The organism is Pseudomonas sp. NPDC098747 (assembly GCF_044760045.1).
Taxonomy (GTDB): Bacteria; Pseudomonadota; Gammaproteobacteria; order Pseudomonadales; family Pseudomonadaceae; genus Aquipseudomonas.
Map to the genome: position 1 here is coordinate 18,078 of NZ_JBIWAL010000009.1, position 24,013 is coordinate 42,090.

Below are 24,013 nucleotides of genomic sequence, written 5' to 3' on the forward strand. Positions count from 1 at the left end.
ACTCAGATAAATTTTAGCTTACTGAACGAACACTTGGTTATTGGTTAGATCAACGGCAGGCGCGGGCCTGCGAGCAAACGCGTCGCCATCTATATACATCTGGATTCGTCGCGAATTGTGTCCAATGGAGAAGGCCTGAGTTGTAAAGAGGTAGGCTAGTTTGGCTATGCTCTAGGCAACAACGAGGCGGCGGCTCAAACGCCGAATATCTCGCAGGTGAACATATGCACACCGCAATCATCATTTTCTTCGGCCTGGTCCTGCTGGCACTGATGCTCTACATCGGCGAGCGCATCGGCTTCAGTCGCCAGACATTGGCCTACAGCTTCGCCGCGCTGTGGCTCGCGTTGACGGTGATCAATGGCGCGGTGGGGGTGGTGCATGCCGGCCAGTCCGTGGGATCGAAACTGGTGATCGGCAGCGCGGTATTCGGGGTGCCGGTAGCGGCGATGGTGCTTTTCATGGTGCTGAGCGCCGAGTCCTGAACAGACCCGGCGCTCAGCTCATGATCAACGCACCAGGTGCAGGAACTGCATGTGCCGTTCGTACTGGTCGAGGATGTCGTTGATGATCTGTTCTTTGGTGTAGCCGACCAGATCGTAGTCCTGACTGCCCTCGCTCAGATGCACTTCAGCGCGGTAGTAACGGCGATTGTTCAGCTGTTTGGAGCCCATGCCCCCGCGCGCGAATGACGGTGTGAAGTAACCGCGCATCTGCACCTGATAGATGAACGGATGCTGCTCGCCATGGCCGATTTCCAGGCTGACGTTGTCGTGCGCAGGATCGGGCTGAGTGACCACATTCAAACCTTTCTCGACGAACACCGCCGTCACTTCTTCGATCGCCGGGCGCACCGTGGTGTCCATGAAGCGGTACACCTCATCACGCGACGGGAAGTGCACAGCCTGGCTCAGGCGTTGTCGCCAACCACCCGTGCCACGTCGCGAGCCGGACACCGGCGCCAGCGAATGCAGTTGCGCGATTTGCTTCTGCGATTCGAGATAGAAGGCCTTGTGCAGCCCCCACATCATCAACAGCAAAATCAGCGAGAACGGCAACGAGGTCAGCACCACCGCCGATTTCAGTGCATCAATGCTGCCGGAGAACAGCAGCGCACTGGTGATCAACGCCGTCATCGCGCCCCAGAACACCCGCAGCCATTTCGGCCCGTCTTCGTCCGGGTTGCCGCCCTTGGCCGACAGTGTCGAAAGCACCACGGTGCCGGAATCGGCGGAGGTGACGAAGAACACGAAGCTGATGAACACCGTCACGGCGATGACGGTTTTGCTCCACGGGTAGGTTTCCAGCAGCAGGTAGAGGGTCATCGACGGGTTGTCGATGGCCGACATGCCGAGTGCGCTCATGCCGTGGTTGAGCACCTGATCAATGGCGCTGTTGCCGAAGATCGACATCCACGCCAGGGTGAAACCGAGCGGAATCAGCAGCACGCCGAAGACGAATTCGCGGATGGTGCGACCACGGGAAATCCGCGCAATGAACAGGCCTACGAATGGCGACCATGCAATCCACCAGGCCCAGTAGAACACTGTCCAGCCGCCAAGCCAGTCGCTCGGTTTGTCGTAAGCGTAGAGGTCGAAACTCTTCATCGGCAATGCGCCGAGGTAGTCACCGATGTTCTGGATCAAGGTGTTGAGCAGGTGCTGAGTCGGGCCGGCGAACAGCACGAACAACAGCAGCGCGCAGGCCAGCAGCATGTTGATGTCGGACATCACCCGCACGCCTTTATCGACCCCGGCCACGGCGACGAGAATCGCCGCGCCCATCATCAGCGTGATCAGGCCGACCTGAATCCACTGCGTGTGAGCAATGCCGAACAGGTAGTCAAGACCCGAGTTGAGGTGCAGCACACCGAAGCCCATGTCGGCGCCGAGGCCGAACACCGTGGCGATGATGCCGAAGCCGTCCACCGCGTAGCCGATCGGGCCGTTGATGCGTTTGCCAATCAGCGGATACAGCGCCGAACGCAAGGCCAGCGGCAGGTTATGCCGGTAGGCGAAGTACGCCAGAGCCATGCCGACGAAGGCGAAAACGCCCCAGCCATGCAGGCCCCAATGCAAGAACAGAATCTGCATGGCCTGACGCGCCGCATCCGCGGTGCCCGCCTCGCCTTGCGGCGGTTGCAGCATGTGAGTCAGCGGTTCTGACACGCAGAAGAAAAACAGCGTAATGCTGATCCCGGCGGCGAACAGCATGCCCGCCCAAGACAAGTAACTGAATTCGGGTTCGTCGTGGTCGGCACCGAGTTTTATCTTGCCGTAGCCGGATAACGCGGTGACCACCACGAAGACCAGATACAGCGTCATCGCGAGCATGTAATACCAGCCGACCGTGTTGGCCGCCCAGTTTTGTGCTTCAAGCAGCCAGGCACCTGCCTGTTCCGGCATGGCGATGACAACGAGACCAAACAGCAGAATGAACGTCGCGGCGAAGTAGAACACCGGCGGATTCATCCGCACCAGACCGCTGGCGGGGGTAGACGATGCACTCATGAAACGTGCACCTCGAGGGGTTGAAACGTGGCTGAAATGATCGGACTCAGCAAAGGCAAGCCTCCTGTTGTGAGCGGGCAGCGAACCACCGGTTTAACTTGAATGAACGTTCAAGTTAAACATGAATGGGATGGTAAGGACTAATCGCAGGGCTAGGCGGTAGCTTTCCTACAGTAGCCCAAGGAGGGGTATGACGTTGGTTGGGGACGATTCGTTCACTGGAGAATTCGCTGAATGCCATTAGCTCGATTCGTCCTGAAAACCATTCGCGAGCAAGCTCGCTCCCACATTGGATCTGTGATTGGCACAAATCCCCTGTGGGAGCGAGCTTGCTCGCGAAGAGGCTGGATGCAACAACGCAAATTCAGAAGCCTACTTCTGCGTCCCGTCATCGTGCTGCAAATTGGCCTGAGTCAAATTGCAGCCCGCCGGCACACTGCGCGTCAGCCAGACGTTGCCGCCAATGGTCGAGCCCTTGCCAATGGTGATCCGCCCAAGAATCGTCGCTCCGGCATAAATCACCACGTCATCTTCAACAATCGGATGACGCGGATGGCCCTTCTGCAACTGCCCGTCTTCATCTGCCGGGAAGCGCTTGGCGCCAAGCGTTACCGCCTGATAGATCCGCACGCGCTCGCCAATGATCGCGGTCTCGCCGATCACCACACCCGTGCCATGGTCGATGAAAAAGCTGCGGCCGATCTGCGCGCCTGGGTGGATATCGATTCCCGTCGCCGAATGGGCGATTTCCGCGCTGATCCGCGCCAGCAATGGCAACCCGGCGCGATACAAGTGGTGGGCCAGACGATGGTGAATCACCGCCAGAATCCCCGGATAGCACAGCAACACTTCATCGACACTGCGCGCTGCCGGATCGCCGTGATAGGCCGCCAACACATCGGTGTCGAGTAGCGTGCGCAAGCCCGGTAAAGCCAAGGCGAAATCCTGAACGATCTGGATCGCACGGGCTTCGACCTCAGTGTCGACCTGTGCGCTGTGTCGGGCGACATAGCGCAGTTCAAGGCGCGTCTGCGCCAGCAAGGCATTCAACGCGACGTCGAGGGTGTGCCCTACATAAAAATCTTCGCTTTCTTCGCGCAGATCGACCGGCCCCAGGCGCATCGGGAATAACGCGCCACACAGCGCCTCGAGAATCTCAGCCATCGCAGCCCGCGATGGCAACTCGCGGCCACCCTGCTCGCCGGTGGCCCGGCCATTTTGTGCACGCCACTGATCCCGCGCGGTGCGCAGTTGGCTGACGATGGTCTGCAATTGCCAATGGCTGGAACGCTCGCTCATAAAGACTCCTCATGGGCGGCCGGACTGTCTGGCCGCGTCAACGGCCACCACTTTACGGCATGCCTGCGAGGGCGAATTAAGAACCGATAGTGCTGGGCTCAGTCCATTTGGCTATAAGCAATTCACGGTTGCCCCTGCAAAATCGCCTGCCTATAGTCCTTTCATCTTTCTCCGCCAGTACGGACTCATGATCAAACAACAGCTGGACCGCTTTAACCGTCTCGACCTGCTCGGCCAACCGACCCCACTGGAGAAACTTGAGCGCCTCTCCGCCTGGCTCGGCCGCGACGTCTACATCAAACGCGATGACCTGACACCGCTGGCCATGGGCGGCAACAAATTACGCAAGCTCGAATACCTCGCCGCCGATGCACTCGCGCAAGGTGCCGACACACTGATCACCGCTGGCGCGCTGCAATCGAACCATGTTCGCCAGACCGCGGCGCTGGCCGCAAAACTGGGCCTGGGTTGTGTCGCGCTGCTGGAAAATCCGTTGGGCACTGACGACAGCAATTACACCGGCAACGGCAATCGCCTGCTGCTGGATCTGTTCGACACCAAGGTGCAACTGGTCGACAACCTCGACAACGCCGACGAGCAACTGGCCGCGCTCGCCGCGCGCCTGCGCAGTAAAGGCAAGAAACCGTATCTGGTGCCGATAGGTGGCTCCAACGCCCTCGGTGCGTTGGGTTACGTGCGTGCCGGCCTGGAACTGGCCGAGCAGATCAAAGACACCGGCCTCGACTTCGCCGCCGTGGTGCTGGCGTCGGGCAGCGCCGGGACGCATAGCGGTCTGGCGCTGGCCTTGAGCGAAGCATTGCCCGAACTGCCGGTGATCGGCGTGACCGTTTCGCGTAGCGAAGAGGATCAGCGCCCGAAAGTGCAGGGCCTGGCCGAGCGCACGGCGGACCTGCTCGGTGTGGCGCTGCCGGCAAGCTTCAATGTCGAGTTGTGGGACGAGTACTTCGGCCCGCGCTACGGCGAACCAAATGCCGGGACGCTGGCGGCGGTGAAACTGTTGGCCAGTCAGGAAGGTCTGTTGCTCGACCCGGTGTATACCGGCAAGGCCATGGCGGGTTTGCTCGACGGGATTGGCCGCTCGCGCTTCGATCAAGGCCCGATTATTTTCCTGCACACCGGTGGGGCGCCGGCGTTGTTTGCCTACAGGGATTTCCTCTAGAAGAAAATGAGCTCTTTCTATATACGCAAAAGCAATATCAATTTTGATATTGAGTATTTTCAAGTCTAACGCAGTCATCATATAGTCACGCCGCAGGCGAATTTCGCGGGAGACGCATAAGCTGCTTTAAGGCAGGATAGCGCTGTCGTTCAATTCCCGAATTCGCCAACTTTGTTAAACGCCTTCCATAAGAAAACACAGGGGCTTGTCATGAATTTTTCCGCACTACGTCGCAATCTGCTGGTTGGTTCGCTGGGCTTGGCGCTGAGCGCCGGTCTGATCGGTCAGGCAGTCGCTGGTGAACAGTTGCAACAGATCAAGGACAAGGGCGTTATCAACGTCGGCCTGGAAGGCACTTACCCACCGTTCAGCTTCGTCGATGCCGACGGCAAACTGTCCGGTTTCGAAGTCGAATTTTCCGAAGCCTTGGCCAAAGAGTTGGGCGTAAAGGTCAAGCTGCAGCCGACCAAATGGGACGGCATCCTTGCGGCGCTGGAGTCCAAGCGTCTGGACGCAGTGATCAACCAGGTGACCATTTCCGAAGAGCGCAAGAAGAAGTATGACTTCTCCGAGCCGTACACCGTGTCCGGGATTCAGGCCTTGGTGCTGACCAAGAAAGCTGCCGACCTGAACATCAAGTCGGCTGCCGATCTGGGCGGCAAGAAAGTCGGTGTGGGTCTGGGCACCAACTACGAACAGTGGGTCAAGGCCAACGTGCCGACCGCTGACGTGCGCACTTATGAAGATGATCCGACCAAGTTCCAGGACCTGCGCGTTGGCCGTATCGACGCCATCCTGATCGACCGTCTGGCCGCGCTGGAATACGCCAAAAAAGCCAAGGACACCTCCGCAGCGGGTGAAGCTTTCTCCCGTCAGGAAGCCGGCGTTACCTTGCGCAAGGGCGAGCCTGAGTTGCTGGCTGCCGTGAACAAGGCCATCGACAAGCTGCGCGCCGACGGCACGCTGAAGAAGCTTTCGGAAAAATACTTCAACGCTGACGTCACTCAATAATGGAAGAAGCTTTTCAACTCGCATTAGAGTCCGTGCCCTTTCTGCTCAAGGGCGCGTACTACACGGTCATTCTCAGCCTGGGCGGCATGTTCTTCGGCTTGCTGCTGGGCTTCGGCCTGGCGTTGATGCGCTTGTCGCGCTTCAAACTGGTGAGCTGGATTGCCCGCATCTACGTATCGTTCTTTCGCGGCACGCCGTTGCTGGTGCAACTGTTCGTGATCTATTACGGCTTGCCGCAATTGGGTCTGGAACTGGATCCGCTGCCGGCGGCCCTGATCGGCTTCTCGCTGAACATGGCCGCGTACGCTTGTGAAATCCTGCGCTCGGCGATTGGTTCTATCGAACGTGGTCAGTGGGAGGCCGCTGCGAGCATCGGCATGACCCGCGCGCAAACCTTGCGCCGGGCCATCCTGCCGCAAGCGATGCGCACGGCTTTGCCACCGCTGGGCAACAGTTTCATTTCGCTGGTCAAGGACACCGCGCTGGCCGCCACCATTCAGGTGCCAGAGCTGTTCCGTCAGGCACAGTTGATCACCGCCCGGACCTTCGAAATTTTCACCATGTATCTTGCCGCCGCGCTGATCTACTGGATTCTGGCCACGGTGCTCTCGCACTTCCAGAACAAGTTGGAAGAGCGGGTCAATCGGCACGACCAGGAGTCCTGACCCCATGATTGTCGTGGAAAAACTGACAAAGCAGTTCAAGGGTCAAGTCGTGCTCAACGGCATTGATCTTGAGGTGAAAGAAGGCGAGGTCGTCGCGATCATCGGCCCCAGCGGCTCGGGCAAAACGACGTTCCTGCGCTGCCTGAATTTCCTTGAAGAGCCCACCAGCGGCCGAATCAAGGTCGGCGACATCGAGATCGATACCCGTCGCCCGCTGAACCAGCAGCAAGGTCTGGTGCGCAACCTGCGCCAGCACGTGGGCTTCGTGTTCCAGAACTTCAACCTGTTTCCTCATCGCACCGCGCTGGAAAACGTCATCGAAGGCCCGATCGTGGTCAAGAAGATGCCGCGCGAGCAAGCCATTGCCTTAGGCATGAAGCTGCTGACCAAGGTCGGTCTCGCCGGCAAGGAAGACGCCTATCCGCGTCGTCTGTCAGGTGGTCAGCAACAGCGCGTGGCGATTGCCCGGGCGCTGGCAATGGAGCCGGAAGTGATCCTGTTCGACGAGCCGACCTCGGCCCTCGACCCGGAACTGGTCGGTGAAGTGCTGGCGACCATCCGCGGTCTCGCCGAAGAGAAACGCACCATGGTGATCGTCACCCACGAAATGGGCTTCGCCCGCGACGTGGCCAACCGTGTGGTGTTTTTCGACAAAGGCGTGATCGTTGAACAAGGTGAAGCCAAAGCGTTATTTGCCAATCCGAAAGAAGAACGCACTCGCCAGTTTCTCAGCAAGTTCCTGAATCACGCCTGAGAACTTTCAATGCACACTCTCAAACTTCCACGGATGGAAGTTATCTCCACCCCGCCTCCCCCCTCCTGAATATATACAAATCAAACATACTCAGCGCACTACATATATATGTTCTGCAACAGATAAAATCTCGTCTTGAATCTGTCAAACACTAATAGCCATCGTTCAAACAACTCTGCGCCAAAACCGCTAAAAAGCCTGTGAAATGTGGCTTTATTCGCTTTTCAACATAGGCATTCGACCTCAGAAATGTAGGAAGTTTCTGATTAAATTGTAATTCACAGATTAACTAAAACCGACTATTGACACCCCTTCCCGCACACTCTTATCTAGTCGCCAACCGGCACTAATTAGTTCAATCACCGCGACTTCAAGTTGAACAACATGTTCATGGCTTTATTGCCAGTTGATTCATGCCATCTGTTCTTCCAGAAACGGACTTCGCTGCAAGGCTTCAAGGAGAGAAATCGATGACCCGCACTTCGCATACCCCCGAACTGGCAGCGCCGACTTTGGCGCCAGCGCAAAAAACCGGCATAAACCTGGCCGCCGCCGCACATCTGCAGGTCGCCGTTTCGCCCTATCCCGACATGGACTGCGGCGACCTGATCGAACTGTTCTGGAACAAGTGCTACGTCGCATCAAAGGTGCTGACCGCCGAGGATGTCGGCGCGCCGGTGAGCCTGCGCGTGCCGGAGAGTTTCATTGCCACCGGCACCGCGCGTATTCACTACCGGGTGATGCAGGTCGGTCAGGGCGCGGCGCTCTCGGCAGCGACGCGCGTGCAGGTCAAACTCGATTGTCCTGGCGGCCTGCCAGCGACAATGTGCGCAGACGAAAACCAGCAACTGGCGCCGGTGACGATTCCCGACACCATTCGCCGCCAGGGTGTGAATCCGAATCAAATCAAACGCGGCGTACCGCTGACCATCGAGCCGTACCTGAACATGGCCGAAGACGACGCCATCACCTTGCGCTGGGACGACGTGCGCATGGATCTGGCGCCGATCACCGCTGCGGATATCGGGCTGCCGATTCAAGTCTGGGTACCGCCGGCAGTTATCGTCGAAGCCGGCGAGGATCTGCGTCTGGACGTGACCTACTGCATCCTCGACCGGGTGGGCAACAACTCACGTTGGGCCCCGCCACGGACACTGAAGATCGGCTGTGTGAATCCTTATCTGAAGGTGCCGCTCAAACCCGAGTTCAAGGCTGCCGAGACACGAAACCAATAGCACCAAGTTCAATGTTGAGGAGATCCTGTGGCGAGGGGATTTATCCCCGTTCGACTGCGAAGCAGTCGCAAATCCATAACACGCGGTGTACCTGTTACACCGCAATCGCTGATTTGGGGCTGCTCCGCAGCCACGGGGATAAATCCCCTCGCCACAGGATCACTGCAGCCTCAAGAAACTCTTAACCAATCAGACCATCACCCCTTCTATGCATATTCCTAAACGTTAGTTTATTTAATTTTTATACACGATTATGGTATATGAACCGGACCACCGGACATTCTTTCTTTCGCCGCACTTTGCGGCGTTTTCATGAAATGTGAGGTAGGTATGGTCCGGAACACAATCACCCCAGTGCAGATCGCCAGGGCATTGCGTGCAGCCAAGGAGCGGCACTGATGTCTAGTCTGGCAGACGCAAACGTCCAGTCTGATCTGGACATCGCCCCGTTGTTGTTGCCCGCGCAAGTCTTGCGCGACGACGCCCAAGCCATCAAGGCCGCCCATGAGCTGGCGCAAGTTGCCCGCGTACAGGCCGCCCAGCGCGACCGCCAACGCAAGTTGCCATGGTCGCAAATCGAACAGTTCACCCGCAGCGGTCTGGGCAGCATTGCCATCCCGCGCGAATACGGTGGCCCGCAGGTTTCGTTCGTCACGTTAGCCGAAGTATTCGCGATCATTTCCGCCGCCGATCCGGCGCTGGGACAGATTCCGCAGAACCAGTTCGGCATCATCAATCTGGTGCTTGGCTGCACCACCGAAGAGCAGAAACAGCAGCTGTTCCAAAGTGTTCTGGAAGGCTGGCGCATCGGCAATGCCGGCCCCGAACGCGGCACCAAAAACACCCTGGAACTGAAAGCGCGCATCACCGCTGACGGCGATGACTACGTGATCAACGGCCAGAAGTTTTATTCCACCGGCGCGCTGTTTGCGCACTGGGTTGCGGTTAAAGCGCTCAACGCTGATGGCAAGCAAGTGCTGGCCTTCGTCCGTCGCGGCACTCCGGGATTGCGCATTGTTGATGACTGGTCGGGCTTCGGTCAGCGCACCACCGCCAGCGGCACGATCCTGCTGAACAACGTGCGCGTCGAAGCGAGCCTTGTCGTCGAAAACTGGAAGATCAACGAAACCCCGAACACTCAAGGCGCGGTTTCGCAGCTGATTCAAGCAGCGATCGACGCCGGCATTGCCCGTGGCGCCATCGATGACGCCATCGATTTTGTCAAAACACGCGCGCGGCCATGGATCGACGCCAAGGTCGAGCGTGCCAGCGATGACCTCTATGTGATCGCCGACATCGGCAAGCTGAAAATCGAACTGCACGCCGCCGAAGCGCTGCTACGCAAGGCCGGGCAAGTGCTCGATCAGGTGAACGGCGCGCCACTCACCGCCGAGTCCGCCGCCCTGGCTTCGATTGCCGTGGCCGAAGCCAAAGTGCTGACCACCGAGATCTCGCTGCTGGCCAGCGAAAAGCTTTTCGAACTGGCCGGCAGCCGCGCGACCCTCGCCGAATTCAACCTCGACCGTCACTGGCGCAACGCTCGCGTGCACACCCTGCACGACCCGGTGCGCTGGAAATATCACGCGATCGGCGCCTATCGCCTGAACGGCACTTTGCCGGCTCGCCATTCCTGGATTTGACCACCAGACATCTGGAGAAAAGCATGACTCTTTCCCATCCCGTCGCGGTCATCACCAGCGATGAGCAAGCCCTGATCGTCGCCAGCGACCTGGCCGAAGATTTTAAACGCGACAGCGCCCTGCGCGACCGCGAACGTCGCCTGCCGCTGCCGGAACTCGACGTGTTTTCCCGCTCCGGCCTGTGGGGCATCACTGTCCCCAAGGAATACGGTGGCGCCGCTGTATCCAACGTGACGCTGGCCAAAGTCATCGCCCTGATCGCTCAGGCTGACGGCTCTCTGGGGCAGATTCCGCAGAACCATTTCTATGCGCTCGAAGTGCTCCGGGTAAACGGCAGCCACGCGCAGAAACAACGGTTGTACGCCGAGGTGCTGGCCGGTCAGCGCTTTGGTAATGCACTGGCGGAACTGGGCACCAAAACCGCCCACGACCGCGTTACCAGCCTCAAGCGTGACGGCGACGGCTATCGCATCAACGGCCGCAAGTTCTACGCAACCGGGGCCATTTACGCTCAGCGCATTCCAACGTCGGTGGTCGATGAAAACGGCGTGCAGCAACTGGCCTTCGTCCCGCGTGACAGCAAAGGCCTGAGCGTGATCGACGACTGGAGCGGCTTCGGCCAGCGCACCACTGGCAGCGGTTCGGTGGTGTTTGAAGACGTGTACGTCGCGGCGCAAGACGTGCTGCCGTTTCAAAGCGCCTTCGAACGCCCGACCACCGTCGGCCCGCTCGCACAGATCCTTCATGCTGCCATCGACACCGGTATCGCCCGCGCCGCTTACGAAGACGCGCTGCATTTTGTGCGCAGCAAAACCCGGCCATGGATCGACTCGGGCAATGACAATGCCACTGAAGATCCGCTGACGTTGAAAAGCTTCGGCCATTTGAGTATTCGCCTGCACGCCACCGAGGCTTTGCTTGAACGCGCGGGTGAGTTCCTTGATGCCGCGCAAGCCGAACCCAACGCAGACACCGTCGCCGCAGCGTCGATTGCCGTCGCCGAAGCACGTGCCATCAGCACCGAAATCTCTCTGGCTGCCGGCAGCACCCTGTTCGAACTGGCCGGCAGCCAGGCCACGCTGATCGAATACGGCCTCGACCGCCACTGGCGCAACGCCCGCGTGCACACCCTGCACGACCCGGTGCGCTGGAAGTATCACGCGGTGGGCAATTACTACCTCAATGATGAAAACCCGCCATTGCGGGGGACCATCTGATGGCTGCGGCGAAAAAGAAGATCCTGCTCAATGCGTTCAACATGAACTGCATCGGCCACATCAACCACGGTTTGTGGACGCATCCGCGCGATACCTCCACGCGCTACAACACCCTTGAGTACTGGACCGAACTGGCGCAGTTGCTGGAGCGCGGACTGTTCGACGGGCTGTTTATCGCCGACATCGTCGGCGTGTACGACGTCTATCAGAACGCAGTGGATGTCACGCTCAAAGAGTCGATTCAGTTGCCAGTCAACGATCCGTTGATGCTGGTTTCGGCGATGGCTGCCGTGACCAAAAACCTTGGTTTCGGCCTGACTGCCAACCTCACCTACGAGCCGCCGTATCTGTTCGCTCGGCGCATGTCGACGCTCGATCATCTGAGCCGTGGTCGCGTGGGTTGGAACATCGTCACCGGTTACCTCGACAGCGCCGCCAAAGCCATGGGCCTCAGCGAGCAGGTCGAACACGACCGTCGCTACGATCAGGCCGACGAATACCTGGAAGTGCTCTACAAACTCTGGGAAGGCAGTTGGGAAAACGGCGCGGTGCTCAATGACCGCGAACAGCGCATCTATGCCCAACCGGAAAAAGTGCACAAGGTCGAGCACAAGGGCGAGTTCTATCAGGTCGAGGGTTATCACCTCTGCGAGCCGTCGCCACAGCGCACGCCGGTGTTGTTTCAGGCCGGCAGTTCTGATCGCGGCTTGCTGTTTGCCGGGCGCCACGCCGAGTGCGTGTTCATCAGCGGCCAGAACAAACCGTCGACCAAGGTCCAGGTCGACAAGGTCCGCGCCAGCGCTGTTGAAGCGGGGCGCAATCCCGAGGACATCAAGGTGTTCATGGGCCTCAACGTGATCGTCGGTGAAACAGAAGAAGTCGCCTGGGCCAAGCACGCCGAATACCTCAGCTACGCCAGTGCCGAGGCCGGCGTGGCGCATTTTTCCGCGTCCACCGGCATCGATTTTTCCCAGTACGAGATTGACGAACCGATCCAGTACGTTAAGAGCAACGCCATCCAGTCCGCGACCAAGAACCTGCAAAACAACGACTGGACCCGGCGCAAGTTGCTCGACCAGCACGCCCTCGGTGGCCGCTACATCACTGTGGTCGGTTCGGCTGAGCAAGTGGCGGATGAACTGGAATCGTGGATCGCCGAAACCGGCCTCGACGGTTTCAACCTGACCCGCATCGTTACCCCGGAAAGCTATGTGGATTTCATTGATTTGGTGATCCCGGAGTTGCAGCGGCGTGGGTCATACAAGACCGCTTATGACAACGGCAGCTTGCGGGAAAAACTGTTTCACGGAGCGGCGCAGCTACCTGAGCAACACACCGGCGCAGCGTTCCGCCGCTAGAAAAAGCTTCGCGAGCAAGCTTGCTCCCACATTTGGAATGTTTTCCCCCTGTGGGAGCGAGCTTGCTCGCGAAGAGGCCCGACCAGACAACACAACTCAAATGCACTGACTGGAAAAACCACCATGACCAAGAACCGCCTGTCCCACCCAGTCAAAGCACTGGCCCTGGCCCTCGGCCTGTTCAGCTCGGCGGTTTTCGCCGCCGATGCGCCGCTGAAAATCGGCACAACCGCAGCCTTCGCCATTCCGCTGGAGGCCGCCGTCGAAGAGGCGAACAAACAAGGCCTGAAGGTCGAACTGGTGGAGTTCAGCGACTGGATCGCACCCAACGTCAGCCTCGCCGCCGGCGACATCGACGTGAACTACTTCCAGCACATCCCGTTCCTCGAAAATGCCAAAACCGCGGCCGGTTTTGACCTGGTGCCATTCGCCCCGGGGATCATCAACAACGTTGGTCTCTACTCGAAAAAATACAAAAGCTTCGACGAGTTGCCAGAAGGCGCCAGCGTCGCCATCGCCAACGATCCGATCAACAGCGGTCGCGGCCTGCAACTGTTGGCCAAGGCCGGTTTGATCACTCTCAAACCGGGCGTTGGCTACAAAGCCACCGAAGACGACATCGTCGCCAACCCGAAGAAAATCAAAATCCTCCAGGTCGAAGCCGTGCAACTGGTGCGCGCTTACGATGACGCTGATCTGGTGCAGGGCTACCCGGCCTATATTCGCCTGGCGAAGACCTTCGATGCCGGCTCGGCGCTGCTGTTCGACGGCCTCGATCACAAGGAATACGTGATCCAATTCGTGATTCAGCCAAAGAGCAAAACCGACCCGCGCCTGATCAAATTCGTCGATATCTATCAGCACTCGCCAGCCGTTCGCGCGGCACTGGATAAGGCCCACGGCAAGCTGTACCAGGCCGGTTGGGAAAGTTGAGCATGACGGCCGCGATCCAACGGCGACTGGAGATTCCAGAGCCAAAGCCTGCTGAACGCACAGAACTGCATCCGGAACTCAACCGCGCCCACGTGCGCTTCATCAACCTCGGCAAAACCTACAACGGTCGGCAAGGACCGGTCGCTGCGCTGCAAGGTATCGACCTGGCGATCCAGCGCGGCGAAGTGTTCGGCATCATCGGCCGCAGCGGCGCCGGTAAGTCGTCGCTGATTCGCACGATCAATCGTCTGGAACAACCGACTTCAGGGCGGGTGCTGATCGATCAAGTGGACATCGGCGAATTCGATGAAAACCGCTTGGTCGCCCTGCGGCGCAGGATCGGCATGATCTTCCAGCACTTCAATCTGATGTCGGCCAAGACCGTTTGGCAGAACGTCGAATTGCCGCTGAAAGTCGCCGGTGTGCCGAAAGAACAACGCGAGAACAAGGTTCGCGAACTGCTGGAGCTGGTGGGCCTGCAAGGCAAGCACAAGGCGTATCCGGCGCAGCTTTCCGGCGGGCAGAAACAGCGTGTAGGCATCGCCCGCGCGCTGGTGCATGATCCGGACATTTTGCTGTGTGACGAAGCGACTTCCGCGCTCGATCCGGAGACCACCCAGTCGATCCTCGGTTTGCTGCGCGAGATCAATCAACGCCTGGGTCTGACCATCGTGTTGATCACCCACGAAATGGCAGTCATCCGCGAAATCTGCGACCGCGTGGTGGTGCTGGAACACGGCCTGGTCGTCGAGCAAGGCCCGGTCTGGGAAGTGTTCGGCAACCCGCAGCACGAGGTCAGCCAAACGCTGCTCGCGCCGCTGCAACACGCGTTGTCGGAAGAATTGCAAAGCCGATTGCACGCGCATTCGCCCTCCGGCGAAGCGGCTGTAGTGTTGCGTTTGCAGTTCACCGGCAGCGCCAGCGACGAGCCGGATCTGGCAGCGTTGTTCGCGGCCCTCGGTGGGCGGGTGAAGTTGTTGCAGGGCGGCGTCGAACGGATTCAGGGCCACGCGCTGGGGCAATTGCTGTTGGCGGTCAGCGGTTCTTCGCTGGACGCCGAGACGTTGCGCCAACGCGCCGGGCAATGGGCGCAACGGGTGGAGGTGATGGGCTATGTGGTTTGATCGCTTGCTGCAGGGTTTTATCGATACGTTTCTGATGGTTGGTGTGTCGTCGCTGATCGCGCTGCTGGTGGGGATTCCCATGGCGGTGATTCTGGTCACCAGCGACAAGGGCGGGATTTATCAAGCGCCGCTGTTGAACCGCGCCTTGGGCGCATTCGTCAACCTGTTCCGCTCGATCCCGTTTCTGATTCTGATGGTCGCGCTGATCCCGTTTACCCGGCTGATTGTCGGCACCACCTACGGCGTGTGGGCGGCGGTGGTGCCGCTAACCATCGCCGCCACGCCGTTCTTCGCACGGATCGCCGAGGTGAGCTTGCGTGAGGTTGACCACGGTTTGATCGAAGCTGCGCAAGCCATGGGTTGCCGGCGCTGGCACATCGTCTGGCATGTGCTGTTGCCGGAAGCGTTGCCGGGGATTGTCGGTGGTTTCACCATCACCCTGGTGACAATGATCAACTCCTCGGCCATGGCCGGTGCAATTGGTGCCGGTGGGTTGGGCGACATCGCTTACCGCTACGGCTATCAGCGCTTTGATAGCCAGATCATGCTGACGGTGATCGTGTTGCTGGTGGCGTTGGTGGCGGTGATTCAGTTGGGCGGGGATCGGTTGGCGCGCGGGTTGAACAAGCGCTGAAGCGATCTTTTAAAGCACGAAAGCGCTTATAGTCAGCCCATCTCCCTTTCCGCCACGAACCGACCATGAAACAGACTCCTACCGACCTCGAGCAGATCACCGCCACCACACTCGGCCACTACAACTCGGTGGCCGAGGACTTTCGTGAAGGCACCCGCGATCACGATGTCAGCCAGAACATCGACGCGCTGTTGCGGCACATTCAGGGCACGGCACCGTTCACTATTCTTGATTTCGGCTGCGGTCCGGGGCGGGATTTGCAGACGTTCACGCGCATGGGCCACATTGCTGTCGGCCTCGACGGCTCGGAAAAATTTGCGCAGATGGCGCGTGAGGACAGCGGTTGCGAAGTGCTGCAGCAGGATTTCCTGAAACTGGATCTGCCAGCAGAGCGCTTCGACGGAATCTTCGCCAATGCGGTGTTGTTTCATGTGCCGTTGCAGGAATTACCACGGGTTTTGCAGCAACTTCACGGCAGCTTGAAAGCGGGCGGCGTGCTGTTCAGTTCCAATCCGCGCGGCGATAACCGCGAGGGCTGGAACGGCCCGCGATATGGCTCGTATCACGATCTGGAAGCGTGGCGCGGTTTGCTCACGGCCGCCGGTTTTGTCGAGCTGGAACATTACTTCCGGCCAGCGGGACTGCCGCGCGAGCAGCAGCCGTGGCTGGCAAGTGTCTGGCGCAAGGTCTGACTCAGGGCGCGTTTTGCACCCGGTAGTGGCTGACCGTGCCATCGGGCATTAACACCGTGATGCTCTCCCCCGGCAGACTTTGGCCGCGCACTTCCCGCGTGGCTTTATCGAAGTTGGCCAGCAATCGAGTGCCGTCCGCAAAGGTCGTCTGCTGCACCCGTCGATCATCGCTCAGCCAATCGAAGCCAGTCAGCGCCTGCGTCGCCAGACGCTCATGTAACGGACGGAAAAACCCGTCCTGCCGCGCCATCAACGGCAGCCGCTGCGCCAGCGTCGCCGCACTCAGGTGATACAGCGGCGGCACGTTGTAGAGCAACTGCGTGAGTTCATTGGCCGCCCGCACGTTGCTCAACTTCAGGCTGTCGTACAACCAGTGATGAGTGGTGATGACCGATCCGTGGAACACCGCCTGGTACAGCGGCAAACGGCTGGCCGGATCAAAATGTATGCGTCGGTATGGTTCTTTGATCGGCACCGGTTTGAAGAACACCGCTGGTTGCTCCGGCGGATACCATTTGCCGACGAAGTATTCGGAATCGGGATTCTTGCTCATGTCGACATCACCCCAGCCGATCACGGGCGTCTGCATGCCATGGGCGAACAGCACGCCTTGCGCCGTGGTCGCGTTGCCATCCTCGGAGCCGGTGGGCAGTTGCAAGACCTGATTGATCCAGCGTGACGCCTCGACGTTGCTTTCGGCATTCTGCTCTTGCGTCATTGTCGCACCGGGACGGTAACTGTCGAGCAGCATGCCGGTGGCGTAGGCGTCGAGAAACCAGCTATTGAAACCGGCAGCAGCGCTGATGGCGGTGACGCGTTTCTCCAGCAACGGCCGCACACAACGCGGGTCGGTGTAGTGGCCCGACTTCTGGAAACCGGTTTTCAGCGTGCGATTTTCCAACACGATGGCGCATTCGGTGTTCGCCTTGTCGCCCAGATGTGCCGTGGTCCAGTCCGGGTTTTCGTACCGGCTCAAGGCGGTCTGGTAGGAGTCATACGGCGCGATCAGATACCCCGCCTTCACCGTTGCGCGAACCACCTCCGGATGCCAAAGTCCGCCCTCCCAACCCTCGCCAAGTCCTAGCCACAAACGCGTCAGCCCGGCGCTGTGCAAACGTTCGAGAGTATCCAGCGACAAGGTGCTGCCCCAGCGCTCGGGATCGGTGGTCAAGGCGCCCGCAAACTCGCCGGCCAGTTGCCCGCGAAGTGCGGCATAACCGCTGACCAATGCCTGCATGTCCGGCACGGCGCGAGCCTGCCAGGTTTTGCGCGCCTGGGTGTTCAGCGCGCGATTGATACTGCGCAGCAGCACGGTTTGCTGGTAGCGATTTAGCACCGTTTCAGTGGCGAGCATCTGCAAGGCTTCGCGATCCATACTGCCGCGTAGCGCACCGGCCAACGGCGTCTGGCTGCGCAGTTTGCCGAGCAGCGCCGGCCAGTTGCGCACATCTTTCGCTCCCAGCAGATCGTTGCCCCACAGGTAGACATGACTGGCCCCCAGCAGCTTGCTGGCTTGCGGGGTTTTCTCAAGCTTGCTGCTCAGCGTTTCATAACGGCCGTTATCGATCAGCCATTGCCGGTAGCGTTTCGCCCCAGCCAACGGCTCGGCGTCGCCCAGAAACAGGCTGAACGTCAGCGGCGTCGATGGCTGCAATGAGGTGAATTGATGCCGCGCGGACAACGCCAAGGTCTGGCCTTCAGCGCTGAACAGCAGTTGATTGTTGTAGGGGTTGGTCAGCAACCAGTTGAGGCTGAACCCGTCGTGCACGACGCCCCACAGCGGCAAGCTGAGATCCTGAGTGGTGTTGAATGCGCCCTCACCAAGCAAAAAATTCTGCCAGACCTGATCGCCACGCGGCACGTAATGCCCTTCGGCCAAGGGCCAGATCAAGCCTTTGCCCATGGCATTGCCGGGTTGGCGCAGGAACTCGAATTCGCCCGGCTTACGCGCGGTAATCGAGAAGGACAGATCGCGCCCATCAAGAATAACGCTGACGGACATGGCGCCATCGTCCCATTGCCAATCAGCCCGTGTGGAAGTCGTCGTGAGTTGGCTGACCTTGTGTGCGGCGACGCCGGCAGAGGCTTGTAGCGTTTTTACCTGAGCGGGTGTGACACGAATCGACAGTGTCGCGGGATCGAGGTCGATACGCCACAAGGGATTTTCCAACACGGTGTTGGCCAAGGCCCAGGGCGACAACAACACAGTCCAACTGAACAGGGCATAGCGTAAAACGCGATAGATGAGCTGCATGGGGATGTCCCTTCTGCGTCAAGAGAAGGGAGGGTATGGCAACTGGAGCCGGAAGTCGGTCAGTAAGATGTTGGTAAATTGTAGATCGGCATCGCCAGCAGGCTGGCTCCCACAGTTGGAATGCATTTCCCTGTAGGAACCAGCCTGCTGACGATGAGCAAAGCGCCTGCTGTTAAGCCGCGTCCTTCTTCGGCTCGCGAATCTTGTACCAGGCCACGTACAGCGCCGGCAGAAACAGCAGCGTCAGCAACGTGGCGATGATGATCCCGCCGATCATCGCGTAGGCCATCGGCCCCCAGAACACTTCGCGGGCGATAGGGATCATGCCCAGGCTCGCCGCCGCTGCGGTCAACAGGATCGGACGGCGGCGATGCTCGGTCGCTTTCGCCACCGCATCCCACGGCTCCATGCCTTCTTTCTCCAGCTCCTCGATCTGCGTCACCAGAATCACCGAGTTGCGGATGATGATGCCGATCAGCGCAAGAATCCCCAGGATCGCCACGAAGCCCATCGGCGTGCCCGTGGGGATCAGCGCCAGCACCACGCCAATCAAGCCGAGCGGCGCGACACTCGCCACCAGAAACAGCTTCTGCACGCTGTGCAACTGGATCATCAGGAACGTCGCCATCAGAAACAGCATCAGCGGCACGACCTTGGCAATCGGCCCTTGGGCCTTGCCGCTTTCCTCGACGGTACCGCCAGTGGCGACCTTGTAGCCCACCGGCAACCCGGCGGCGAATTTGTCGATGGCGGGTTTGAGTTGCTTGACCAGATCGGTCGGCTGAATCTCGTCGCGCACCGCCGCTTTGATGGTGATGGTCGGTTTGCGGTCGCGGCGCCACACCAGCGGTTGCTCCAGCTCATAGCGCACGGTGGCAAAGGCCAGCAGCGGAATCGACGTGCCGCTCGGCGTGACGATCTGCAGGTTTTGCAGGGTCTCCGGCGTACCGCGTTCGGCATCTTCGGCGCGGCCGACAACGTTGATCAGGTAGATGTCGTCATCGACCTGAGTCACGGGCGAGCCGACGACGATGCTGTTCATCAGGTTGGCGACGTCTTCCGACGACAAGCCGAGTTGCCGCGCCTTGTCTTGGGCGATGTCGATGCGCAGCACTTTGCCCGGCTCGTTCCAGTCGTAAATGATCTCGCCGATGTGTGAGTTCTTGTCCAGTTCAGTGGCCAGTTCGATCGCGTGTTTGCGTACTTGATCGATGTCCTTGCCGCTGACCCGGTACTGGATCGGCCGCCCTACCGGTGGGCCCATTTCCAGGGCCTGGACGTAACTGCCAATGCCGACGAAGTCCTTGCGCAGGCGTTCGCGCAGGCGCTGACTCAACGCCTCCCGCGACTCCAGCCCCTTGCTGACGATCACCAGTTGCGCGTAGTACGGGTTCTGCAATTGCTGGTCGAGCGGCAGGTAGAAACGGATCGCGCCTTCACCGATGTAAGTGCTCCAGCGCGCGATGTCCGGGTCGTCCTTGAATGTCGCTTCGAGCTTGTCCACAGCCTTGCGGGTTTCGGCCATCGATGCGTTTTGCGGCAGATTCAGGTCGACAAGAATCTCCGGCCGGTCCGAGGACGGGAAAAACTGGCTCTGCACGAACTGCATGGAAAACACCGACGCCAAGAACAGCGCAATGGTGATGCCGATGGCCCACCAGCGATTACGCATTGCCCAGAACATGCCGTAGTTGAACGCGCGGCCGATGCGGCCCGGCTCGGCGCTGTGCGGTTTCACGTTGGCGCTGAGGATGTGCACGCCGATCACCGGGGCGAACAGCACCGCGACAACCCATGACACCAGCATCGCCACGGCGATCACCGCAAACAGGGTGAAGGTGTACTCGCCGGCCGAACTGGCGTTGAGGCCGATCGGCACGAAACCGGCAACCGTCACCAGCGTACCGGTGAGCATCGGGAATGCGGTCGAGGTGTAGGCATAGGTCGCCGCCTGCTCTTTGGTTTCGCCCATTTCCAACCGGGTGACCATCATCTCCACGGTGATCATCGCGTCGTCCACCAGTAGGCCGAGGGCGATGATCAGCGCGCCGAGGGAGATCCGCTGCATGGTGATGCCGCTGTATTCCATGAATACGAAGACCATCGCCAACACCAGCGGAATCGAGCACGCCACCACCAGACCGGCACGCACGCCTAGGCTGATAAAGCTCACCACCAGCACGATGATCACTGCTTCGAACAGCGCACTGGTGAAGCCGCCGACGGCTTTTTCCACCACGTCGGCCTGATCGGAAACCGTGTGCACGCCGACGCCCACGGGCAAGTCGGCGGTCAACGCTTCCATGCGCTGGTGCAGGGCTTTGCCGAATTCCTGAATGTTGCCGCCCTTCTTCATCGCAATCGCGAGGCCGATGGCCGGTTTGCCGTCAAAGCGGAATTCCGGGGTCGCCGGATCGACGTAGCCACGGCTGATGTTGGCGATATCGGCGAGGCGATAGAAGCGGTCGTTGAGGCGCAGGTTGACGTTGGCCAGGTCTTTCTCCGAGTCGAACTGCCCGGAGGTGCGCACGGAAATGCGCTCCGGCCCGGCCTCGATCACCCCGGCAGGCGTGACTGCGTTTTGCGATTGCAGGCTCTGCACCACCTGACGTTGATCGATGCCCAGCGCCGCGAGTTTGCGCGTGGAGAAGTTCAGATAGAGCACTTCGTCCTGTTCGCCGACCATCTCGACCTTGCCCAGCCCAGGCACTTCGCGGATTTCAGCGCGCACCTGCTCAACGTAATCGCGCAACTGGCGCATCGACAAGCCGTCGGCGGTAAAGGCGTACACCGAACCGAACACATCACCGAACTCATCGTTGAATCCCGGCCCTTGCAGGCCTTGCGGGAAGTCACCGCGAATGTCGTTGATCTTCTTGCGCACCTGATACCAGATGTCCGGGATGTCCTTGGCGCTGGTGGTGTCGCGCAGGTACACGAACACTGTGGATTCGCCGGGGCGCGTGTAACTTTTCACGTAGTCGAGGGAGTCGAGTTCTTCGAGTTTTTTCTCGATGCGGTCGGTGACCTGCTTGAGGGTTTCCTCTTGCGTCGCACCCGGCCAACGGGTCTGGATGACCATGGTCTTGATGGTGAACGACGGGTCTTCCTCGCGACCGAGGTTCATGTACGAGAACACGCCCATCAGCAGCGCGACGAACATCAGGTACCAGACGAACGACTGATGTTTCAGAGCCCATTCGGATAGGTTGAAAGGCCCTTTCATCGTGGACTGTCCTCGTCGATTTTAACTTTCTGCCCCGGTTTGAGGCTGTTCACACCGGCACTCACCACCCGTTCGCCAGCCTTGACGCCGCCAGCCAGCACCACGCTGCTGGCGTTACGACTGATCAGGGTGACGTCACGCGGCGACACGGTTTTCGCTTGCGGGTCGATGATCCATATCCGCGTTTTTCCGTCGACTTCCTGCAACACGCTGACCGGTAACTCCAGACGCGGCTTGATCGCGGAACTGAGGGTGACGCTGATCGCCGTGCCCAGGCGGAAACCTTGCGGCGTGTCGGCCAGAGTCAGGCGGGCGCGACGGGTGCGGGTGGCGCTCTGGGCCTGGGGTTCGATCTCGCGGATGGTCGCGGTGGTGTTGATGCTCGGGTCGAGTTGCGCGGCAACCAGAAAAACCACTCCCGGCGGCAGTTGATCGACCAGGGTATCCGGCAGATCGATCACCGCTTCCTTGATGTCCGGTTGCGCCAGCGTCACCACTTGCTGGCCGGCGGTGACCACTTGCCCGGCCTCGGCATTCCACACGGTGACCACGGCTTTGTGATCGGTGCGCAGTTGCACATAGTCAAGCTGATCCTTGGCTTGGCTCAGCGATGCCTTGGCCTGATCGAGCGAGGCTTTGGTGGTTTTCAGATCGGTCTGAGCGATGTCCAGTTGCGCCTGCGCACCGACGCCACGGTCGAACAACTGTTGCTGGCGACGGGCGTTGGCCTGAGCATTGATGTACTGCGCTTCAATGCGCGCCAGATCGCCCTGGGCGGCGCGCAACTGGTTCTGCTGATCGGTCGGGTCGAGGGTGGCGAGCAAAGCGCCCTTCTCGACTTCGGCGCCGACATCGACGTTACGGCTGGCGATACGCCCCGGGATGCGGAAACCGACGTTGCTTTCATAGCGCGCCTGAATGCTACCGGCAAAACGGCCGAGGTCTTCCTGATTAAGGGTTTTCACTTCCACCGACAACACCGGGCGCACTGGCTCCGGCGGCGCTTCCTTTTCCGAGCACGCGGCCAACGCCAGCAGCACCGTGAGTAACAACAGGCGCTTCATGGCTGGGCTCCCACTTGCAGATCCTTGTAGGTATTTTCGGCGATCTCGACTTTCATGCCCGGATGCAGCAACTGGCCGCCGGCGATGATCACTTTGTCGCCAGCCTTCAAGCCGTCGCTGACGATGACTTTGCCGGTCAGGTAACGCCCGACCGTGACCGTGTGCAGTTGCGCGCGGCCCTCGCCGTCAATGATCCACACGGCAGGGTCGCTGAGATTTTTGGTCAGCGCCGACCACGGCAGTTCCACGGCGGATTTGCCGGGAGCCTTGGCCGTGGCGCTGACCACCGAGCCGAGCTGCATGCCGTCCGGCAAGCTGTGGAGGGTGACTTTGACTTGCACGGTGCCGGTCTGCGCCGACACCGCCGGGGTGATTTCACGCACCGTGCCGGTGGTTTTGATTTTCGGGTTGTCGAGCAGGCTGACCTCAATCGAGCGATCCTCTGGCGGACCGGCCAACAGCGACTCATAGACGTTGAACACCGCATCGCGCTCACCGTCGCGGGCCAGGCTGTAGATCGGCACGGTGGCTTGCACCACTTGCCCGACTTCGGCCTGGCGCGCGGTGATGATCCCCGGCGCTTCGGCGATCAGCGAGGTGTAGCTCAGTTGCTCGCGGGCATTGGCCAATTGCGCCTGAGCGGCCTTCAGTGCGCTCTGACTGCTGCGCAATTGCGCTTGGGCGGCGTCATATTCGGATTGGCTGGTGTAGCCTTTGGGCAAGAGCTTTTGCTGACGGACGAAGGCGGCCGCGCTCTGTTTGACGCGCGCCTGCTCGGCCAGCACTTGTGCTTGCGCGGAGTCGACGTTGGTCTGCAAATCTTTCGGATCGAGTTTGGCCAGCACCTGTTTGGCGGTGACGCGGTCGCCGACGTCAACCGAACGCTGGATGATCTTGCCGCCGACGCGGAACGACAGGTCGGTCTGCACACGCGCCTGCACGTCGCCGGTCAGGGTCACCGAGGCCGCGTAATCCACCGGTTTGACCTCTTGCACGAAAACCCGGGGAAGTTCTTTTTCGACCTGTTTCTTGTCGCCACAGGCGGCCAGCAATGTGAGCAGGCCGAGCATGACCACTGTTTTCAATCCGGGACTCGCCATGCAGACTCCTTCCTGTGTACGAACGTGCAAGTGACGATACGACTGTGAGCTTAGAACAGGGTTCCGCCTTCGCTCGTATGATGCCTGCATTTACCCCTGTAGGCGCTGCCGCAGGCT

At 59.8% G+C, this 24,013-nt stretch carries 19 protein-coding genes; 13 read left to right on the forward strand and 6 right to left on the reverse strand.

Annotated elements, in window-relative coordinates; translation table 11 throughout:
* Positions 1 to 224: 224 nt before the first annotated feature.
* Positions 225 to 485, forward strand: coding sequence for a hypothetical protein (locus ACIQVE_RS07910; protein ID WP_402806422.1), 261 nt, complete (start codon positions 225 to 227; stop codon positions 483 to 485).
* A 24-nt stretch (positions 486 to 509) separates the two neighbouring features.
* Here the strand turns inward: ACIQVE_RS07910 and betT are convergent, their stop codons facing one another.
* Positions 510 to 2,471: a choline transporter BetT gene (gene betT / locus ACIQVE_RS07915; RefSeq protein ID WP_402806735.1), complete on the reverse strand. Its 1,962-nt coding sequence runs from the start codon at positions 2,469 to 2,471 to the stop codon at positions 510 to 512.
* Between the two features lie 411 nt (positions 2,472 to 2,882).
* Complete coding sequence (gene epsC, locus ACIQVE_RS07920) at positions 2,883 to 3,809, reverse strand: serine O-acetyltransferase EpsC (RefSeq protein ID WP_150687667.1); 927 nt, start codon at positions 3,807 to 3,809, stop codon at positions 2,883 to 2,885.
* Positions 3,810 to 3,996: 187 nt separating this feature from the next.
* On the opposite strand from epsC, the gene ACIQVE_RS07925 reads away from it, so the two are divergent.
* From ACIQVE_RS07925 to ACIQVE_RS07980, 12 genes are all read left to right on the forward strand, one after another.
* Positions 3,997 to 4,989, forward strand: coding sequence for a D-cysteine desulfhydrase (locus ACIQVE_RS07925; protein WP_402806427.1), 993 nt, complete (start codon positions 3,997 to 3,999; stop codon positions 4,987 to 4,989).
* 210 nt (positions 4,990 to 5,199) lie between these two features.
* Positions 5,200 to 6,000, forward strand: a complete 801-nt coding sequence (gene tcyJ, locus ACIQVE_RS07930) for a cystine ABC transporter substrate-binding protein (RefSeq protein ID WP_402806429.1) — start codon at positions 5,200 to 5,202, stop codon at positions 5,998 to 6,000.
* The gene (gene tcyL, locus ACIQVE_RS07935) at positions 6,000 to 6,665 is read left to right on the forward strand and encodes a cystine ABC transporter permease (RefSeq protein WP_402806432.1); all 666 of its coding nucleotides are present in this window, start codon (positions 6,000 to 6,002) and stop codon (positions 6,663 to 6,665) included. The genes tcyJ and tcyL overlap by 1 nt, the downstream gene beginning before the upstream one ends.
* Positions 6,666 to 6,669: 4 nt before the next feature.
* Complete coding sequence (gene tcyN, locus ACIQVE_RS07940) at positions 6,670 to 7,419, forward strand: L-cystine ABC transporter ATP-binding protein TcyN (RefSeq protein WP_402806435.1); 750 nt, start codon at positions 6,670 to 6,672, stop codon at positions 7,417 to 7,419.
* 470 nt (positions 7,420 to 7,889) lie between these two features.
* The gene (locus ACIQVE_RS07945; RefSeq protein WP_402806438.1) at positions 7,890 to 8,654 is read left to right on the forward strand and encodes a hypothetical protein; all 765 of its coding nucleotides are present in this window, start codon (positions 7,890 to 7,892) and stop codon (positions 8,652 to 8,654) included.
* 398 nt (positions 8,655 to 9,052) lie between these two features.
* Entirely contained in the window at positions 9,053 to 10,294 is a 1,242-nt protein-coding gene (locus ACIQVE_RS07950; RefSeq protein WP_402806440.1) for an SfnB family sulfur acquisition oxidoreductase, read from the forward strand.
* A gap of 23 nt (positions 10,295 to 10,317) precedes the next feature.
* A complete protein-coding gene (locus ACIQVE_RS07955; RefSeq protein WP_402806443.1) occupies positions 10,318 to 11,511 on the forward strand; it encodes an SfnB family sulfur acquisition oxidoreductase in 1,194 nt (397 codons plus the stop codon).
* The gene (locus tag ACIQVE_RS07960; protein ID WP_402806446.1) at positions 11,511 to 12,869 is read left to right on the forward strand and encodes an LLM class flavin-dependent oxidoreductase; all 1,359 of its coding nucleotides are present in this window, start codon (positions 11,511 to 11,513) and stop codon (positions 12,867 to 12,869) included. The genes ACIQVE_RS07955 and ACIQVE_RS07960 overlap by 1 nt, the downstream gene beginning before the upstream one ends.
* A gap of 123 nt (positions 12,870 to 12,992) precedes the next feature.
* On the forward strand, positions 12,993 to 13,802 hold the full coding sequence (locus ACIQVE_RS07965) for a MetQ/NlpA family ABC transporter substrate-binding protein (protein ID WP_402806448.1): 810 nt from the start codon (positions 12,993 to 12,995) through the stop codon (positions 13,800 to 13,802).
* Positions 13,803 to 13,804: 2 nt separating this feature from the next.
* A complete protein-coding gene (locus tag ACIQVE_RS07970; RefSeq protein ID WP_402806451.1) occupies positions 13,805 to 14,926 on the forward strand; it encodes a methionine ABC transporter ATP-binding protein in 1,122 nt (373 codons plus the stop codon).
* Positions 14,916 to 15,560: a methionine ABC transporter permease gene (locus tag ACIQVE_RS07975; protein WP_027611182.1), complete on the forward strand. Its 645-nt coding sequence runs from the start codon at positions 14,916 to 14,918 to the stop codon at positions 15,558 to 15,560. Before ACIQVE_RS07970 ends, ACIQVE_RS07975 begins: the two co-directional genes overlap by 11 nt.
* Positions 15,561 to 15,625: 65 nt before the next feature.
* Complete coding sequence (locus ACIQVE_RS07980; protein ID WP_402806455.1) at positions 15,626 to 16,252, forward strand: class I SAM-dependent methyltransferase; 627 nt, start codon at positions 15,626 to 15,628, stop codon at positions 16,250 to 16,252.
* Position 16,253: 1 nt separating this feature from the next.
* On the opposite strand, the gene ACIQVE_RS07985 is transcribed toward ACIQVE_RS07980, so the two are convergent.
* From ACIQVE_RS07985 to ACIQVE_RS08000, 4 genes are all read right to left on the reverse strand, one after another.
* On the reverse strand, positions 16,254 to 18,506 hold the full coding sequence (locus ACIQVE_RS07985; RefSeq protein ID WP_402806457.1) for a glycoside hydrolase: 2,253 nt from the start codon (positions 18,504 to 18,506) through the stop codon (positions 16,254 to 16,256).
* Between the two features lie 172 nt (positions 18,507 to 18,678).
* Entirely contained in the window at positions 18,679 to 21,732 is a 3,054-nt protein-coding gene (locus ACIQVE_RS07990) for an efflux RND transporter permease subunit (protein WP_402806459.1), read from the reverse strand.
* On the reverse strand, positions 21,729 to 22,796 hold the full coding sequence (locus ACIQVE_RS07995; protein WP_402806462.1) for an efflux RND transporter periplasmic adaptor subunit: 1,068 nt from the start codon (positions 22,794 to 22,796) through the stop codon (positions 21,729 to 21,731). Before ACIQVE_RS07995 ends, ACIQVE_RS07990 begins: the two co-directional genes overlap by 4 nt.
* On the reverse strand, positions 22,793 to 23,896 hold the full coding sequence (locus ACIQVE_RS08000; protein WP_402806464.1) for an efflux RND transporter periplasmic adaptor subunit: 1,104 nt from the start codon (positions 23,894 to 23,896) through the stop codon (positions 22,793 to 22,795). Before ACIQVE_RS08000 ends, ACIQVE_RS07995 begins: the two co-directional genes overlap by 4 nt.
* Positions 23,897 to 24,013: the final 117 nt, after the last annotated feature.

What these genes read in the sequence shown, in the direction of transcription:
- epsC (WP_150687667.1), bottom strand. Translation starts at nt 3,809, where the DNA reads ATGAGCGAGCGTTCCAGCCATTGGCAATTGCAGACCATCGTCAGCCAA.
- ACIQVE_RS07980 (WP_402806455.1), top strand. Translation starts at nt 15,626, where the DNA reads ATGAAACAGACTCCTACCGACCTCGAGCAGATCACCGCCACCACACTC.
- ACIQVE_RS07965 (WP_402806448.1), top strand. Translation starts at nt 12,993, where the DNA reads ATGACCAAGAACCGCCTGTCCCACCCAGTCAAAGCACTGGCCCTGGCC.
- ACIQVE_RS07975 (WP_027611182.1), top strand. Translation starts at nt 14,916, where the DNA reads ATGTGGTTTGATCGCTTGCTGCAGGGTTTTATCGATACGTTTCTGATG.
- ACIQVE_RS07985 (WP_402806457.1), bottom strand. Translation starts at nt 18,506, where the DNA reads ATGCAGCTCATCTATCGCGTTTTACGCTATGCCCTGTTCAGTTGGACT.
- ACIQVE_RS07945 (WP_402806438.1), top strand. Translation starts at nt 7,890, where the DNA reads ATGACCCGCACTTCGCATACCCCCGAACTGGCAGCGCCGACTTTGGCG.
- ACIQVE_RS07955 (WP_402806443.1), top strand. Translation starts at nt 10,318, where the DNA reads ATGACTCTTTCCCATCCCGTCGCGGTCATCACCAGCGATGAGCAAGCC.
- ACIQVE_RS08000 (WP_402806464.1), bottom strand. Translation starts at nt 23,896, where the DNA reads ATGGCGAGTCCCGGATTGAAAACAGTGGTCATGCTCGGCCTGCTCACA.
- tcyJ (WP_402806429.1), top strand. Translation starts at nt 5,200, where the DNA reads ATGAATTTTTCCGCACTACGTCGCAATCTGCTGGTTGGTTCGCTGGGC.
- ACIQVE_RS07970 (WP_402806451.1), top strand. Translation starts at nt 13,805, where the DNA reads ATGACGGCCGCGATCCAACGGCGACTGGAGATTCCAGAGCCAAAGCCT.
- ACIQVE_RS07925 (WP_402806427.1), top strand. Translation starts at nt 3,997, where the DNA reads ATGATCAAACAACAGCTGGACCGCTTTAACCGTCTCGACCTGCTCGGC.
- ACIQVE_RS07990 (WP_402806459.1), bottom strand. Translation starts at nt 21,732, where the DNA reads ATGAAAGGGCCTTTCAACCTATCCGAATGGGCTCTGAAACATCAGTCG.
- ACIQVE_RS07960 (WP_402806446.1), top strand. Translation starts at nt 11,511, where the DNA reads ATGGCTGCGGCGAAAAAGAAGATCCTGCTCAATGCGTTCAACATGAAC.
- tcyL (WP_402806432.1), top strand. Translation starts at nt 6,000, where the DNA reads ATGGAAGAAGCTTTTCAACTCGCATTAGAGTCCGTGCCCTTTCTGCTC.
- ACIQVE_RS07910 (WP_402806422.1), top strand. Translation starts at nt 225, where the DNA reads ATGCACACCGCAATCATCATTTTCTTCGGCCTGGTCCTGCTGGCACTG.
- betT (WP_402806735.1), bottom strand. Translation starts at nt 2,471, where the DNA reads ATGAATCCGCCGGTGTTCTACTTCGCCGCGACGTTCATTCTGCTGTTT.
- ACIQVE_RS07950 (WP_402806440.1), top strand. Translation starts at nt 9,053, where the DNA reads ATGTCTAGTCTGGCAGACGCAAACGTCCAGTCTGATCTGGACATCGCC.
- ACIQVE_RS07995 (WP_402806462.1), bottom strand. Translation starts at nt 22,796, where the DNA reads ATGAAGCGCCTGTTGTTACTCACGGTGCTGCTGGCGTTGGCCGCGTGC.
- tcyN (WP_402806435.1), top strand. Translation starts at nt 6,670, where the DNA reads ATGATTGTCGTGGAAAAACTGACAAAGCAGTTCAAGGGTCAAGTCGTG.